This is a genomic window from Saccharopolyspora antibiotica (assembly GCF_047200635.1).
Taxonomy (GTDB): domain Bacteria; phylum Actinomycetota; class Actinomycetes; order Mycobacteriales; family Pseudonocardiaceae; genus Saccharopolyspora_C.
Genome location: NZ_JBJZOI010000004.1, coordinates 85,031 through 100,115 on the forward strand (window position 1 = coordinate 85,031; position 15,085 = coordinate 100,115).

At 75.0% G+C, this 15,085-nt stretch carries 11 protein-coding genes; 8 read left to right on the forward strand and 3 right to left on the reverse strand.

The genetic code is table 11. The annotated features are described in order from the left end of the window. Window positions 1–76: 76 nt before the first annotated feature. Window positions 77–403, reverse strand: coding sequence for an STAS domain-containing protein (locus ACL03H_RS03860; protein WP_412809661.1), 327 nt, complete (start codon window positions 401–403; stop codon window positions 77–79). Window positions 404–655: 252 nt separating this feature from the next. Between ACL03H_RS03860 and ACL03H_RS03865 the strand changes: the two genes are divergently transcribed. The 6 genes from ACL03H_RS03865 to ACL03H_RS03890 all read left to right on the forward strand — a co-directional run bounded on the left by ACL03H_RS03865 (window position 656) and on the right by ACL03H_RS03890 (window position 6,559). Continuing rightward, window positions 656–2,215 carry a PP2C family protein-serine/threonine phosphatase gene (locus ACL03H_RS03865; protein ID WP_412809662.1) on the forward strand — a complete coding sequence of 520 codons (1,560 nt, stop codon included), beginning with the start codon at window positions 656–658 and terminating at the stop codon, window positions 2,213–2,215. Then, entirely contained in the window at window positions 2,215–3,228 is a 1,014-nt protein-coding gene (locus tag ACL03H_RS03870) for a cobalamin B12-binding domain-containing protein (RefSeq protein WP_412809663.1), read from the forward strand. The genes ACL03H_RS03865 and ACL03H_RS03870 overlap by 1 nt, the downstream gene beginning before the upstream one ends. A gap of 170 nt (window positions 3,229–3,398) precedes the next feature. Beyond that, window positions 3,399–3,758 carry an STAS domain-containing protein gene (locus ACL03H_RS03875; protein WP_412809664.1) on the forward strand — a complete coding sequence of 120 codons (360 nt, stop codon included), beginning with the start codon at window positions 3,399–3,401 and terminating at the stop codon, window positions 3,756–3,758. Between the two features lie 104 nt (window positions 3,759–3,862). Then, window positions 3,863–4,282, forward strand: coding sequence for an ATP-binding protein (locus ACL03H_RS03880; RefSeq protein ID WP_412809665.1), 420 nt, complete (start codon window positions 3,863–3,865; stop codon window positions 4,280–4,282). 146 nt (window positions 4,283–4,428) lie between these two features. Further along, a complete protein-coding gene (locus ACL03H_RS03885; RefSeq protein WP_412809666.1) occupies window positions 4,429–5,586 on the forward strand; it encodes a PP2C family protein-serine/threonine phosphatase in 1,158 nt (385 codons plus the stop codon). Between the two features lie 277 nt (window positions 5,587–5,863). Next, complete coding sequence (locus ACL03H_RS03890; protein WP_412809792.1) at window positions 5,864–6,559, forward strand: lysophospholipid acyltransferase family protein; 696 nt, start codon at window positions 5,864–5,866, stop codon at window positions 6,557–6,559. Here the strand turns inward: ACL03H_RS03890 and ACL03H_RS03895 are convergent. After that, the gene (locus ACL03H_RS03895) at window positions 6,531–8,060 is read right to left on the reverse strand and encodes a hypothetical protein (protein ID WP_412809667.1); all 1,530 of its coding nucleotides are present in this window, start codon (window positions 8,058–8,060) and stop codon (window positions 6,531–6,533) included. The genes ACL03H_RS03890 and ACL03H_RS03895 overlap by 29 nt on opposite strands. A gap of 219 nt (window positions 8,061–8,279) precedes the next feature. Between ACL03H_RS03895 and ACL03H_RS03900 the strand changes: the two genes are divergently transcribed. Together ACL03H_RS03900 and ACL03H_RS03905 are read left to right on the forward strand one after the other, a co-directional pair. After that, window positions 8,280–9,017: a class I SAM-dependent methyltransferase gene (locus tag ACL03H_RS03900; protein ID WP_412809668.1), complete on the forward strand. Its 738-nt coding sequence runs from the start codon at window positions 8,280–8,282 to the stop codon at window positions 9,015–9,017. Between the two features lie 307 nt (window positions 9,018–9,324). Next, window positions 9,325–12,240: a DEAD/DEAH box helicase gene (locus ACL03H_RS03905; RefSeq protein WP_412809669.1), complete on the forward strand. Its 2,916-nt coding sequence runs from the start codon at window positions 9,325–9,327 to the stop codon at window positions 12,238–12,240. Between the two features lie 412 nt (window positions 12,241–12,652). On the opposite strand, the gene ACL03H_RS03910 is transcribed toward ACL03H_RS03905, so the two are convergent. Continuing rightward, a complete protein-coding gene (locus tag ACL03H_RS03910) occupies window positions 12,653–14,977 on the reverse strand; it encodes a transketolase-like TK C-terminal-containing protein (RefSeq protein ID WP_412809670.1) in 2,325 nt (774 codons plus the stop codon). Between the last annotated feature and the right edge of the window lie 108 nt (window positions 14,978–15,085).

Genomic DNA, 15,085 nt, shown 5'->3' on the forward strand with positions numbered 1-15,085 from the left:
GACGTCGCGAAGGTCGCCGTGGATCTGCATACCCACTCGGGGCGGGAACAAACCCGTTCGTGCGGAATTTCGCGACTCAGCGGCTGGGGCGATCGGCCAGGTGGAGCACTCCGGTGAGCCCGGTGATGTCGAACGTCCGCCGGATCGAGGGACCGACCCCGGTCAGCAGCACCCGGCGGTGCTGGGCGGAGGCCCGCTGGTGCGCGCGCACCAGCACGGCGAGCCCGGAGGAGTCGATGAAGGGGACCTCGGTGAGATCGACGACCACGTCGCCGTCCGCGAGGTCGAGCCGCGCCCGCATCCGCTCCTCGAAGCGCGGGGCCGACTCGAAGTCGATCTCGCCGGTGGGTCGGAGCGCGGTCTCCGCGCCGATGCTCCGCTCGTCGTTGGCGTCGGTGGTCATGTGCTTCTTCTCGCTTCGTCCCGAACGTTCTTTCGGCCCGGATCGACGCAGGGTCTATTGTTGCCCTATGGCAAACTTCTGCGGACCTGCGAACACCCCGGTCCGGACGGCCGCGGTGAGTGTAATCGCAGGGGCCGCGGCGACGTGCCCGGCCGGCGCCGGCACCGGGGCGCTGAACAGCGGTTCCGCCGCACGCAGGCGAGGAGCGGTGCCCGAGTTCGGACGGGGGACCAGCACGATACGGCGGTGCGCATGACCCTTGCCCCGGGAGGACAGCTCGTGCCGGACGCTCGCTCCCCGGCCGCGGCGCCCGAGCCCGACCTCGGATCGGCCCTGCTCGCGGCCCTGCTCGACGGCACCTCCGACGCCGTCGTGCTCACCGGCCCGGACGGCCACGTCCGCTGGTGGAACGCGCCCGCCGGGGAAGTGCTGCCCGAGCTCGCGGTGGGGGAACCGCTCACCGGGGTCCGCGCGGGGCCGGCCGGACCGGCCGACCCGGACGGCGGCGGTCCCGGCAGGAAGCACCTGGAGGTGCACACCCGCGCCTTGGCGGACGGTTTCCACGCCTGGTACCTGCGGGACGTCGCCGTCCAGCGGAAGCGGGAGGCGGAGCTGCTGGCGGAGCGCTCGCGCCTCGCGCTGCTGGCGAACGCCGGGCGGCTGCTCGGCAGCGCGCTCAACGTGGAGCGGTTGCTGCGCACCGCGCTCGACCTCCTGGCGGAGTTCGGCATCCCGCGCTGCGCCGTCGCGGTCGACCACGGGGACCAGAACTTCCTGCTCGCCCAGGTCGGCAGCGCGCGGGCGCAGCGGTTCTCGCCGAGCCCGGTGCGCGCCGAGCGCGGCGACCGCCGGCAGATCCGGCTCACCGGGCGGGACCGGGACGAGAACCCGCTCCCGGGCTGGGCGGAGCCGGTCGACACCTTCGAGCTGCGCACCTTCGACGCCCCCTTCGGCACGCTCATCGCGGAGGTGCCCGAGTCCGCCGACCACGACGTGCTCGCCTCCTTCGCCGAGCAGCTGGGGAGCAGCTTGCAGGCGGCCGTGCTGCACCAGCGCCGCGGCCGCCACGCCGACACGCTCCGGAACTCGCTGACCCAGCGGGCGCTGCCGATGATCGACGGCGTCCAGCTCGCCGCCGCCTTCCGGCCCGCCGTCGAACGCGACCGCATCGGCGGCGACTTCTACGAGGTCACCGCGACGGCGAGCGGGTGGTCCTTCGCGCTGGGCGACGTCTGCGGCAAGGGAGTGGAGGCCGCGGTGCTCAGCGGGCAGACGCGGCACGTGCTGCACACCGCCTCCCTGCTCGGGATCGGTCCCGCGGCGCGGCTGGACCTGCTCAACAGGGTGATCCGGGCCGAACGCACGACGCGGTTCGTCACCCTCGTGACGGGGGACATCGCGGTGCGTCCCGACGGCGGGTTGCTGATCCGGCTCGCCAACGGCGGGCATCCGCGACCCGTGGTGCTCGACGCGGGAGACCGGGAGCCGTGGGAGGTCGTCGAGCACGGGGTGCTGGTCGGAGCCCTGGGGCAGGCCAGGTTCACCGAGGTCGAGGTGGTCCTCGAACCGGGCGGGACGATGGTGCTCTACACCGACGGCGTGACCGAGGCCCGGAACCCGGCGGGGGAGTTCTACGGCACCGATCGGCTGCTGCGCCTGCTCCGGGAGTGCCGCGGGTTGCCCGCCGCGGCCACCACCGCCTACGTCGAGCACGACGTGTTCGAGTTCCTGCGCGGGGCCGGGCACGATGACGTCGCGGTGCTGGCGATCCAGGCCGTCCTGGATTCCGCGGACGAGGAGGACCACCGCTGATGACCACGCTCGATCCGGGCGTGTCGGCGCGCTACGGGCAGTACCTGGCGGCGCTGAGCACCCTCCGCGAGCCGCGCGTGCTCGCCCTCGTCCACGACGCGCTGGACGCGGGGACCCCGGTCGAGGCGGTGCTGCTCGACCTGATCGCGCCCGCGCAGGCCGAGGTGGGCCGCAGGTGGGCCCGCAACGAGTGGACCGTGGCGCAGGAGCACGCCGCCACCGCGATCAGCGAGCGGGCGATGGCGGCGGCCGGGACGCGGATCGACGTCCCCGCGTCGGCGGGTTCGCTGGTGGTCTGCTGCGCGGAGGGCGAGTGGCACGGGTTGCCTGCCCGGTTGTTCGCCGAGATCGCGCGCACCCGGGGCTGGGACGTGACGTTCCTCGGGGCGTCGTTGCCCGCCGACCACCTGGCCTCCTTCCTCACCGAGACCGGGCCGGACGCCGTCGCGGTGTCCTGCTCGCTGGCCACCTCGCTGCCGCAGGCGCGGGTCGCGATCGAGGCCGTCCGGTCGCAGGGGATCCCGGTGCTGGCCGGGGGCGCCGGGTTCGGCCCGGACGACCGCTACGCGCGGTACCTGGGAGCGACCGGGTGGGCGCCGGACGCGCGGTCCGGGATGACCTCGCTCGCGGAGCTGCCCGGTGTGGTCCGCCCCGCCCCGCCGCTGGACGCCGGGGCGGAGTGGCGGGAGCTCCTGGAGCGGCGGGACGCCCTGGTGGAGCTGGCGTGGGAGCGGCTCGCGGGGGAGTGGCCCGCGATCGCGGCGTACCCGCCGACCCACCGGCGGCACGCCGTGGACGATCTGGGCCGGATCCTCGACCACGCGGCGATGGCGCAGTTCGTCCGGGACGACGAGCTGTTCGCGCGGTTCCTCCGGTGGACCAGGGACGTGCTCGGCGCCCGTTCGGTCCCGCCACCGGTGCTGAACGCCGGTCTCTCGGCCCTGGCGGAGGTGGCGGAGGACCTGCCCGAATCAAGGCGGGTGCTCGGCGCGGGACTGCTCGCGCTGGCGTGAACGTGCGGCCCACCGGGCCGCGGAAGCTCTGTCAACTCCAACGCGCGGTGGGGCCACCGGCCGCGACGTGATCCCGTCGACGAACCGCCGTGCGGTCGTTCGCCCGGTGGGGGCGTCGCGGCTCCGGCCCGGCGATGGGCTCGACTGAGACGGGATGAGAAGGGAAATGCATGGCTGACAGTGAGAAGACAGGTGGCTTCCGGGCCGAGGTGAGTCTCGGTGATTCCGGGTCCACGGCCCTGGTGCGCGCTTACGGGGAGATCGACATGGCCACGGCCGAGCAGTTCCGGGGCGCGGTCGCCGAGGCGTTCGAGCTGGACGCGGACACCGTCCTGGTCGAGCTCGGCGGCGTCCCGCTGCTCACCTCGTCCGGGCTGAGCGTGCTGGCCGAATCCCACGAGCAGGCCTTGGCCGCCCGGCGGAACCTCGTCGTGCGGACGGCGGGCGCTCCCCGGATCGTGCATCAGGCGATCACCGCCGTGGGCCTCGATCAGGTGCTCACGATCCGCGCGGAGGATGACGCGGAGTGACGGAGATCTCGGAGCTGGGGCTGCGATCATCGCCCGCAGAGGGTTCGTCGCCGTTCCGGCGGGTAACCCGCGGTCAATACAGACCACCGCTGGGAGGCGATCGCGTGGGCGGCCGGCACGAGCGCAGGACCGTTGACGAGCGGCTCCGGTTGCTCACGTTCCCCCTCGACGGTGGCAGGACGGCGGTGCCGGCCGCGCGCCACGCCATCGAGGAGGTGCTGCGGTGCCGACCCGTGTCGGCTGAGCTCGTCGACGCGGTGCTGCTGGTCGCCTCCGAGCTGGTGGCCAACGCCGTGGAGCACGGCGGCGGAGCCGATCGCCTGGAGCTCGACTGGCAGCAGGACTCGGTGGTGCTACGCGTCTGGGACCGCGGGGTGGGCCGGCCGCAGCAGCGCGATCTCGATCCGGGATCGGTGCGGGGCCGCGGCTTGGTCCTCGTGCAGGGGCTCAGCGAGGAGTGGGGATGCGAGCCGCGCTCCGGCGGGAAGAGCGTCTGGAGCAGGTTCTCGCTGGTGTCGGCGTGAGCTGAGGCCGGGCTCCGGAGCTCGCACCGGCTCCCCGGCCTGACATAATGTCGTTCGCGCCGGAGTCGGCGCCGCGCCGCGATCGCGGCGCCCGAACGCGCCGCCCCCGGGCCGCGGGGCGCGCATCAGGTCCGGGAGGAATGCGGGTGAGCCGTTCGGCACGCCTGGCGATGATCGACCGCGTGCTTCGGGAGGCACCCGCGCACGAGCTCGCGGAGGTCGCCGCCGCGCTGTTGCGAGAGCACTTCGCCGCGCTGCGCGTGGAGTTCTACCTCGCCGATCTCCGGTTCGTGCTGCTCGGACCCGTCCTCGACCCCGAAGCGGACCCGGTGCCCGTCGTGGGCACCGAGGTCGGCCGGGCGTTCCGCGAGCAGCGCCCCACGGGCGGCACGTCGCCGGCAGAGATCCACCGGTTCCTGCCGATGACGGTCCGGGGCGAGCCGGTGGGCGTCCTCGAGGTGGTGCTGCCCGCCGAGTCGGCCCCCCACGACCTCGCGGACGTGGAACTGGTGGCGCAGAGCACCGCGCACGCGCTGCTGCTGGCGGACGTGGCCACCGACCGGTACCGCCGCGTCCGGCGGCCGAGGGCGTTGACGCTGGCGGCCGAGATGCAGTGGCAGCTGCTCCCGGTGCGCGCGGTGAGCGGAGCGGGGTTCAGCCTCGCCGGCCAGCTCGAACCGGCCTACGCGGTCCGCGGCGACAACTTCGACTGGGCCCAGGACGGCGCGCAGCTCACCATCGCCGTGACCAACGGGATGGGGGAGAGCGTGGAGGCGGCGACGCTCACCACGCTGGCGATCACCGCGTTGCGCAACGCGCGGCGCGGTGGCGCCGGCATCGCCGATCAGGCGATGCTCACCGACCAGGCCATCTGGGCGCAGCACGGCGGCACCCACCACGTCTCGACGCTGCTGCTCGAACTGGACGTGGGGACGGGGCGATGCCTGGCGGTCGACGCCGGATCGCCCCAGCTGTGGCGCATCCGGGCCGACGAGGTCCAGCGCGTGCACCTCGACGAGCAGCTGCCGCTCGGCATGGCGGAGGAGACGGTCTACGAGGTCCAGTCGTTCTGGCTCGAACCGGGAGATCGGCTGGTCGTCCTCAGCGACGGCGTCTACGACGCCGTCATCGGCGGCACCACCTACAGCGAGCGCTCGCTCCGCCGGACGTTGCTGGCCGGTCGCGTCCTGCCGCCCGCGCAGGCCCTGCGGGTGCTGCTGAGCGATCTGCGGGTGTTCCTGCAGGACCACGAGCTCGACGACGACGCCGTGGCCGTGTTCCTGGACTGGACCGGGAACGAGTGATCCGGCCACCGCGCACGCGGGGGTCGATCGGCCCCGGGGCCGGACCGGGACGTCGCTGAACTCCGGGGGAGCGGTTCCCGCCGCCGAGACCAGCGGCGTGCCGGATCCCCCGCCGCGCGCGACGTCGCCCCGGCCGGGCGCCCAGCACCCGCGAGCCCGGAGCGCGTGGGAGGGGGCCTCGACCAGCCGCGGCGGGCATCGGCTACGAAGGGACGTCGTGCGGAGCGAGCGGAGGGCGGATCGGGTGCGGCGGAGCACGTGGGCCTACCTGGGTGAGATGGCGCGGCTGCGGCGCCGCTTTCCCCGGCGCGGCCGGGGATTCTGGTTCGGGCTGGCCATCGACCTGCTGTGGCCGGTGCTGGTGCTGAGCTCCCGGTTGCGGCTGCGCGGCGCGCTGCCCGAGCGCGGCGGGGTGCTGGTCGCCTCGAACCACCTCTCCTTCGCGGACCCGGTCTCGGTGACCGCGTTCTGCCTCGCCGCCGGGCGCGTCCCCCGTTACCTGGCGCGCGCCGACCTGTGGGAGATGCCGCTGGTGGGCAGGGTGATGCGCTCCGGCGGGCACATCCCGGTGCACCGGGGCACCGCGCGGGTGCAGGACTCGTTCCGGGACGCGGTGCGCGCCGCCGAGGACGGCGAGTGCGTGCTGTTCTTCCCGGAGGGGACCTTCTCCGACGATCCCGAGCACTGGCCCCGGCGGGGGAAGACCGGCATCGCCCGCGTCGCGCTCACCACCGGCGTCCCGGTCGTCCCGCTGGCGAACTGGGGCACCCACCGGTTGCTGCCGCGCCGCGGGCTGCCCAGGCCGTTCCGGCGCACTCCGGTGGACCTGGTCGCGGGACCACCGGTGCCGCTGGACGACCTGGTGGGCGCCCCGCTCACCGCCGCCGTGCTCCAAGAGGCCACCGATCGGATCATGGCCGCGATCACCGAGCTCCTCGGCGAGATCAGGTCCCAGGAGCCGGACGCGGCGTGAAACCGCCCTCGCGCTTGCCGACGAGCTGCCGGTACAGGGCCTGGCGCGCGGCGAGATCGTCCCCGGCTTCGGTCAGGCGGTCCTCCCAGTCCGACTTCACCGCCCGCAGGAACGCCAGCCAGCCCTCGCCGGAGCCGAGCTCGGCCATCGGCACGTAGCGCTGGTTGTCCTTCAGCTCGCCGCCGCCCACCTTGTCCTTCTTGTGGCCGTAGAAGCTGGACTCGGGGTTCGCGGTCGCCTCCGTGGACAGCCAGTTGTGCTCGTGCCCGACGGGGCTGGCGCCGCCGGGGCCGATGGTCTCCAGACCGACCTCCAGGGCTCCGTCCCGGTCCCGCCTGGGCGGGGTGAACACGAGCAGCATGTGGCCGTGCGAGTTGTCGGGCAGGATGACGTCGCCGTTGAAGTCGTGGCGTCCCATGCCGTCGGCGGCGAGGGGCAGCCCCCACAGCCTGACCCGCCGGTCCAGCACGTTGCGCGCGGACGCGATCATGCCGCCGCGCTCCTCGAACTTCTCGGTGCCGCGGATGGACATGTGGTGGGTGGCGAAACCGCGCTTCTCGAGCTTCTCCCCGTTCTCGTCCTCGTCCCGCTCGTTCACGCCGTTCTCGGTGACGCCGAGCCAATCGGTGAGGGCGGTGGCGCTCTCGCCCTCGCCCAGGGCCGGAATCCGGATGTTGACCCGGCCGCCGTGCGCCAGGGCCCGGTTCACGTCCCCGGTGGTGTGGTCGACGTGCTTGTTCGCCTGCTCGTCGTAGACCTGCAACCCGTTCTGGAGGATCAGGAAGACGTTGGTCAGGATGAGGTTGGCCCGGTTGTTCTTGATGACGGCGTCCTCGTCGTGCACGTCGCCGGCCGAGTCCGATGCGAGCGTGTTGACGAACGCCTCCCTGATCCGGGTGTCCCGCTGTTCCAGGGCCGCCGCGCGCTCCTCGCCGGTGAGCGCGCCGCCGCGCAGGTCCAGGTGCCTCCCCAGCGTGAAGGCGGGGCTGTTGTCCTGGTCCCCGAGGCGTTCCCGCCATTCGAGGGTGGCGATGAGGAGCCGCTTGCCCGGCTCCAGGCGCAGCCAGTCGTAGTACTTCCCCCGCGCCACGTAGGCGGCGGCGTCCTCGTAGCGGCCGGTCCCGATCGCCCGCAGCCACTTCGGGTCCTGCCGCTTGAGTTCGGCGATCTCGTCGGCGCTGAACACCGGCCCCTTCACGAGCCGGTCCGTCAGCTTCCGCTTGACCGGGAGGGCCTCGGCCCAACCGGGGACGAGCGAGCGCAGGCCGCCCCGGGGCTGACGCAGGTGGCCGGCCGCGGCCGACGACTCCCGCTCCTCCTGCGCGCGTTGCAACGACCCGGACACCGCGCGGTTGCCCGCGCTCCGCTGCAGGCGCAGGACCTCGGTCGGGGACATCCCGGAGCGCGGCGGCGCGGAGCCGGGTTCCTGCCGCCGCTCGCCCGGCAGGGCGCGGACGGGGCGCGCCTCGCGGGGCGCGTCGCGTTCTCGTGGCACTCGCACGGTCGTCTCCGATCGATGTCCGTTCGCACCTTCCGCGATCGAGCCGGGGCGGGGAAGGGCCGAACGGGCAACGGCCGGGGCAGCTCGCCGCGACGTGGTCCATCACCGGAGCTGTGACCTCCGCCGGTGCCAGCTCGATGCTGTTGCACAGGAGTGGCGAGAACGCCCAGGCTGGGGGAACCCGACGATCAGGCCGGGCTGCCGTCGAGAGGAACGCACGTGAACGACCGCGCCATCGAGTCCGTCCGCGACAACTGGACGCGACGAGCGGCCGCCTACAACGACTTCTACGAGCGCTACGCGCAGGACAAGCGCGAGGACTGGCGGAGCGTCTGCGCCGAGGCGCTGCGCGCGGCGTTCCCGGAGCGGACCGAGCCGCTGCGGGTCCTCGACGTCGGCACCGGTACCGGGTTCCTCAGCACGCTGCTGGCCGAGCTCGGCCACGAGGTCACCGCGATCGACCCCTCCCCGGCGATGCTCGGTTACGCCCGCGAGGAGGCCCGGCGCCGCGAGGTGCGGGTCCGGTTCGCGGAGTGTGGTGGGCACGACGTCCGCGAACTCGGCCGGTTCGACCTGGTCAGCGCGCGCTACGTGCTCTGGACGCTGCCCGAGCCGGTGCGCGCGCTGCGCGCCTGGCGGGACGTGCTGGAGCCGGGAGGGGCGCTGCTGCTGGCGGACGGGGTGTGGCACGGCTGGCGGCACGACGCGCGGCGGGTGCTGGCCTCGCTGCGGCCCGGGGCCGATCGCGGCTACGCGCTCAAGGTGCTGCGGGATTACCGCAGGATCGGCCGGGCGACCCCGAACTGGAGCGGCCTCACCGCGAAGCGCACCGAGGATCTGCTGCGGGCGGCCGGATTCGAGGCGGGGGAGCGCGTCGATCACCTGCTGCCGGAACGCGCGCATCCCGCCAGTGCGGCGTTCCACCTGCGCACGAGCCGCCCCCGCACGGCGCCCTGAACCCGCGAGGACGCGGATTTCCCCGAACGCGGCGGCGGCATCGTCGCGGTTCCGCGCTTTCGGGGAGCGATCTCCGGAAATCGGCCCCGGATCCGTCGCGAGGTCTTCTAGGATCTGCGGCGATCTGCGCGCGTGCGGCTGGAGAGGGCGGTATGGCGGTCGGTTCGACGATCCGGTGGTTCCGGGTGGGGGATGTGGGCGCACCGCCGTGCGCGGAGAGCAGGAGGCGACCCCCCGGGGCGCGGGCCGCCGTCGAGCCGCGCCGGTGCGGAGCCGATCCGCTGCCGCGCGACCCGCGGGAGCGCCCGTGATCCGGCCCGGGCGCGGCAGGGCGCCGCTGCCCGGCACCGGCCTCGACCAGGAGGAGCGGATCGCGGCGCGGCCCTCCGCCCGGGCCGAGGCGTCCCCGCGCTCGGAACCGGACGCGGCGGCCGTGCTCACCTATCACCTGCGCTGCCTGCGGGAGGAGCCGAACCCCGAGCTGCTCCCGGTGGGCGCGGAGGGCGAGCGGTACGTCCCGCTGCGCGGTCCCGAGCGGTTGCTGTCCGGGGATCTCGACGAGGACGGCCGCACCGGGACGTCCCCGGACGTCGCCGCCGTCATCGCCGGGGCGCGGGCCCGAGGGGAGCAGCTGTGGGCGGGTTACCCGGCCGTGGTGCTGCGCGGTGGCGAGGAGTTCGCCCCGCTGCTGCTGCGCCGCGTGGAGGCCGTCGAGTCCGCCTCCGGGATCCGGCTGCGCCCGGTCGGCCCGGTGTTGCCGCACCCGGGACTGGCGCGCCGGAAGCTCGGGACCGAAGGAGCCGCCGAGCTGCGTGAGGTCTTCGCCCCGGACTGGGACGGTGGGCGGCGGCAGCGGATGGCCGCCGAGGTGCGAACCCTGCTGCGCGAGACCTACCGGTGGCCGGGGGACGCCGCGCTCGCCCCGGACTGCCCGGACGACGCGCTCGACGGCCACCTCCGGGACGGCGCGCGCAACACGGCGGTGCTGCTGGCGCTGCGGCGCGGGGATCCCGCCGACGCCGGGGTGCTCGACGACCTCGGGGCGCTGGAGGCGGAACGGCACGCCCGGGACCGGGGCACCGCGCTCGGCGCGCTGCTCGACGGCGACACCGCCCGGACCGACGAGCCGCCACCGGTCGCGTCCCCCTGGCCGCTCGGCGCCCGGCAACGCGCGGCGCTGGCCTCGGCGATGACACGGCGGTTGAGCACCGTCACCGGTCCTCCCGGCACCGGCAAGAGCCGGCTGGCCGCGAGCATCGTCACCACCGCCATCGCCGCCGGGCAACGGGTGCTGGTGGTCACCGGCGAGGACAGGACCGCGGACGAGGTGTGGCGGCGCTGCGAACGACTCGCCCCGGGCGCGCTGGTGCGCATCGGTTCGCGGCCGGGCCGGTCGGCCGATGCGGCGCGCGCTCTCCGCGCGGCGGAGACCGGGGAGCCGGACTTGGCGAACGCGCTCGCCGAGCTCGTCGCCGCCAGCCGGGTCGCCGCCCGGGTCCGCCGCGACCTGGACGCCGTCGCACGGATCGACGCGGCCCTGCGCGAGGCCGGCGAGATCCGGCGCGCGGTGGCCCGGGAACTGGAGGTGAGCGGCGCGGAGCTCGCCCGGCGCCTCGGCCCCCGCCCGCAGGGCTGGGTGCGGCGCGCGCGGGGCGCGGCGGGTGCTCGGCTGCTGGCGGGCTGGCGGCGGTCCCTGGTGCTGCGCGCGCTGGGGCTCCGCCCGGTCGCCCCCGGTGCTCCGGACCCTGGCGCGACCTGCCGGCGGGTCGCGGACTTCGCCGCCGCCGAGCGGACCTGGCGGGAGCGGCGGGCCCAGCTGCGGTACCTCCCGGAGGACGCCGCGCTCGCCGAGACCCTCCGCGCGGCGGAGGATTCGGCGTGCGGTGCCGCCACCGCGCTCCTGCGCGCGGCGGTGCGCGGCACCGCCGACGAGGGCCGCGAGGAGATCCGCGCCCTGGTGTCGGGCGACCCGGCCGGGCTGGAGGCCGCGCTGCGGCACGTGCGCGGGTGGGCCGCTACCTGCCGGTCGGCGCCCCGGTTCCCGCTGAAGCCGGGCCTGTTCGACCTGGTGGTGATCGACGACGCGCACGACTGCCGCATCGCCGCCGCCCTGCCGCTGCTGCACCGGGCCCGGCGCGCGGTGGTGCTCGGCGACCTGGCGCGTTCCCCGAGGCGGACGGGACCCGATGCCGCGACCGAGTCCTCCGTTCGGCGCGAGCTGGGAATGTCCGCCGACCGGCTGGAGAATCGCGCGCTGAGCTCCGGGCGGCACTCGATCCTGCACGCCGCCGAGCGCGCCACCGGCGGCGCGGTGGCGCTCGACGAGCACCACCGCTGCCACCCGCGCATCGCCGAGACCGCGCACCGGCTGACCGGCGGTCCCGAACCGGTGGTGCTCACCGATGTCCGGGGCAGACCCGCGCTGGAGCGCCCGGCCGTCGAGTGGCAGCACGTCCCGGGCCGGGCCGCGGTCCCGGAATCCGGTGGCAGCTGGCAGAACCCGGCCGAGGCCGACGTGGTGGTGCGGGTCGTCTCCGCGCTGCGCCGCGCGCTGCCGGCGGGGGCCGCGATCGGCGTGCTGACGCCGTTCCGACCGCAGGCGCGGCTGCTGGAGCGTCGGCTCGCCGGGTTCCCCCGGGTGCGCACCGGCACCCCGCGCTCCTTCGGGGGCGGCGAGTGCGACGCGGTCGTGTTCTCCCCGGTGGCCGCCCCCGGCATGGCGCCCGCCTCGGTGGCCTGGCTGGAGCGGCGGCGCGACCTGTGGCACGCGGCGGTCACCCGCGCCCGGTCGCAGTTCGTGGTGGTGGGGGACGCGGCGTTCTGGGGCAGCCGCCCCGGCATCGGCGCCGAGGTGCTCGCGGCCGTGCGCGGGGGACCGTCGGCGCCCGTGCCCGGCGAGCACCGGGAGCGGCTGCGCGAGGTGCTGCCGCCGGGGGTGTCGGTGCAGTTCGGCCAGGTGCTGCACGGGCACCGCGTGGACGCCTCGATCTCCGATGGCGGGGTCCCGTTGTCGGTGCTGCTGGACCGGGGTCCCGAGGACGGAGCGGATCCGGGCGAGCACCTGCACCGGATGCTGCGCCGCCGCGAGCTGCTGGACCCCGAGCCCGGGGTGCGCTCCGCCGTGCGGCTTCCGGTGTGGCGCCTGCACGACTTCGAGGACGTGGCCGGGGTGCTCGGCCTGCGAGCGGATCCGCGCCAGGCGCTCGCGACGGACCGGAACTGAGCGGTGCCCGCGGCGCGGACCAGTGCCTCGACGCGGCAGGTCGTCGCCCGCCTAGCCGACGGTCTTGAGCACCACCTCCAGCGGCGACCAGTCGTTCTCCGCGGTGCGGGGCGCGGCCGTGGCTGTTCCCCGGACCGGAGCAGTCGCCCACCCCGTCTCCGTCGAGGTCCTCGTCGAACCCGCACCTCCGGCGCGCGAAGCGGTCCTCGTCGATCGCGGAGTCGTACGAGACCGTCGAGTCCTCGGTGGGCTCGGCGAGGCTCCGGCCGATCCCCGTCGCCCACCCGCCGTCCCGGCCCCGGTCGCCCTCCGCGATTCGCGCAGCCCGTCGGTGCAGCCGGAACCGCCGTCCCGGGCGGCCGCGCGGACCGTCCGCCGCGCGAGGAACGGGACGAACGGTCCGTCCGCCCCGTCAGGTCAGCAGGTCGAGGGAGGCCCGGATGATCGCATCGGTGTCGAGGCCGTGGTGGCGGTGGACGTCGTCCAGGGAACCGGACTGCCCGAAGTCCGTCACGCCGAGCGTGGTGCTCGGGACCCGGTTCACCGTCGCGAGGAACGCCAGCGTGTGCGGGTGGCCGTCGCTGATCGTCACCAGCGGGGCGGCGCGGTGCGCGGGGAAGGCCTGGTCGAGGATCCAGGTCGACCCGTCCTGCCTGCCCTGCCGCGCCCGCAGCGCCCGGAACAGCAGGTCGGGGCTGGTCACGCACACCACGTCGGCGTCCACCCCGGCCTGGGCCAGGCGGTCCGCGGCGGCCAGCGACTCCGGCACCGTCACGCCCATCGCGGCGATGGTCAGCTTCGGTTCCGCCGCGCTGCGCAGCGGGTAGGCCCCGGCGACCACCTGCCGCCTGCGGCGCTCCCGCGCGGCCGGGTCCGCCGGCACCGCCGCGAGGGACTGGTCCACCGGCCGGGTCGACAGCCGCAGGTAGGCGGAGGATCCGTCCGGCTTGCCGAGCCGCGCCAGCGAGGCCAGCAGCGCCCACTCCACGTCGATCGCGAAGGCGGGCTCGTAGCTGACGCAGCCGGGCTGCTCCAGGCCGATCGACGGGGTCTTGATGGACTGGTGCGCCCCGCCCTCGGGCGCGAGGCTCACCCCGGACGGCGTCCCGACCAGGATCGACTGCCCGCCCGCGTAGAGGCCGAACGCCCACGGCTCCAGCGCCCGCTCCACGAACGGGTCGTAGAGCACGCCGATCGGCAGCAGCGGCTCGCCCCAGCGGCTCCAGGTCGCGCCGAGCTCGCCCAGCAGCCCGACCAGGTTCGTCTCCGCGATCCCCAGCTCCAGGTGCTGACCGGTGGGCTGCTCGCGCCAGTGCAGGATGGTCTCGGCGTCGTCGGCGAACCAGTCCCGGCGCTGCCGCGAGGACCAGACGCCGACCTTGTTCACCCAGCCGCCGAGGTTGGTGGTGGAGCTGACGTCCGGGCACACCGTGACCACGCGCCGCGCGGCCTCGGGGGACTGCCGGGTGAGGTCGAGCAGCACCCGGCCCAGCGCGGCCTGGGTGGTCGCGGTGCCCGCCGGGGTGCGCCCGATGTCCTGCGGCAGCGCGGGCGGCGGAGTGCTCGCCGGGGTCTCGCGGCGCAGGCGGCGGCCCGTCTCGGCGCAGCGCCGCTCGGCCGCACCGCCGGCGGGGAAGCGCTGCCACGGGTCGTCGGCCGAGGCGCCGAGCCGCGGTGCGAGCTCGGCGAACTGCTCGTGGGTGAGCAGCGAGGAGTGGTTCTGGGGGTGCCCCTCGGTCGGCAGGCCGTGGCCCTTCACGGTGTAGGCGAAGATCACCGTCGGCCGGGCGTCGTCGATCTCGGCGAACACGTCGCGCAGCGCACCGAGGTCGTGGCCACCGAGGTTGCGCACCGCCGCCAGCAGCGTCTCGTCGTCGAGCCCGGCCAGCAGTCCCGCGATGGTCTCGCGGTCCGCGCCGTCCCCGGGCAGCCGGTCGCGCAGCTGGGAGGTGTCGCAGCGCAGCAGCCGCTGGTACTCGGGGTTGGTCATCGCGTCGATGCGCTCGCGCAGCGCCGCGCCGCCGGGGCGGGCGAACAGCTCCTCCAGCAGCCTGCCGTACTTGAGCTCCAGGGTCTGCCAGCCCGCGGCGGCGAACATCCCGCGCAGTCGCCCGGCGGCGATGTTCGGCACCACCCGGTCCAGGGACTGCCGGTTGAGGTCCACGATCCACACCAGCTCGCCGAGCTCGGAGACCGCGGGGTCCAGGATCGCTTCCCACACCGCGCCCTCGTCCAGCTCCGCGTCCCCGACCAGCGAGAACTGCCGTCCGGTGCCGCCGCGCTCGGTCGTGGAGCGCACGTAGCGGCGGGCCAGCGCGCCCCAGATCGGCGCGGTGGCGCCGATGCCGACCGAACCCGTCGAGTAGTCCACCGGGTCCGGGTCCTTGGACCGGCTCGGGTAGCTCTGCAGGCCGCCGTACTCGCGCAGCGTCGGCAGGTAGCGCTCGTCGAGCTCGCCGATCAGGTAGTTGATCGCGTGCAGCACGGGGGAGGCGTGCGGCTTCACCGACACCCGGTCGTCGGGGCCGAGCTCGTGGAACCACAGCGCCGTCATGATCGAGACCATCGACGCGCAGGAGGCCTGGTGCCCGCCGACCTTGAGACCCGTCGGGTTCGGCCGGTTCCGGTTCGCCTCGTGGATGATCGCCGTGGACAGCCACAGCACGCGCCGCTCGATCTCGGCCAGCACCGCGTCCTGGTGCGTCGTGCGCTGGGTGGCGACTGCGTCGTCCGCCATCGGTCGAACTCCTCCCGGGCCGGGCGGCCGCCGGGCCGCCGCAGGGCGTGAACCTGAGAACCCCACCAACTCGGTGATCCCCGCACAAGAGGCCGAGCCGCGGGCGAG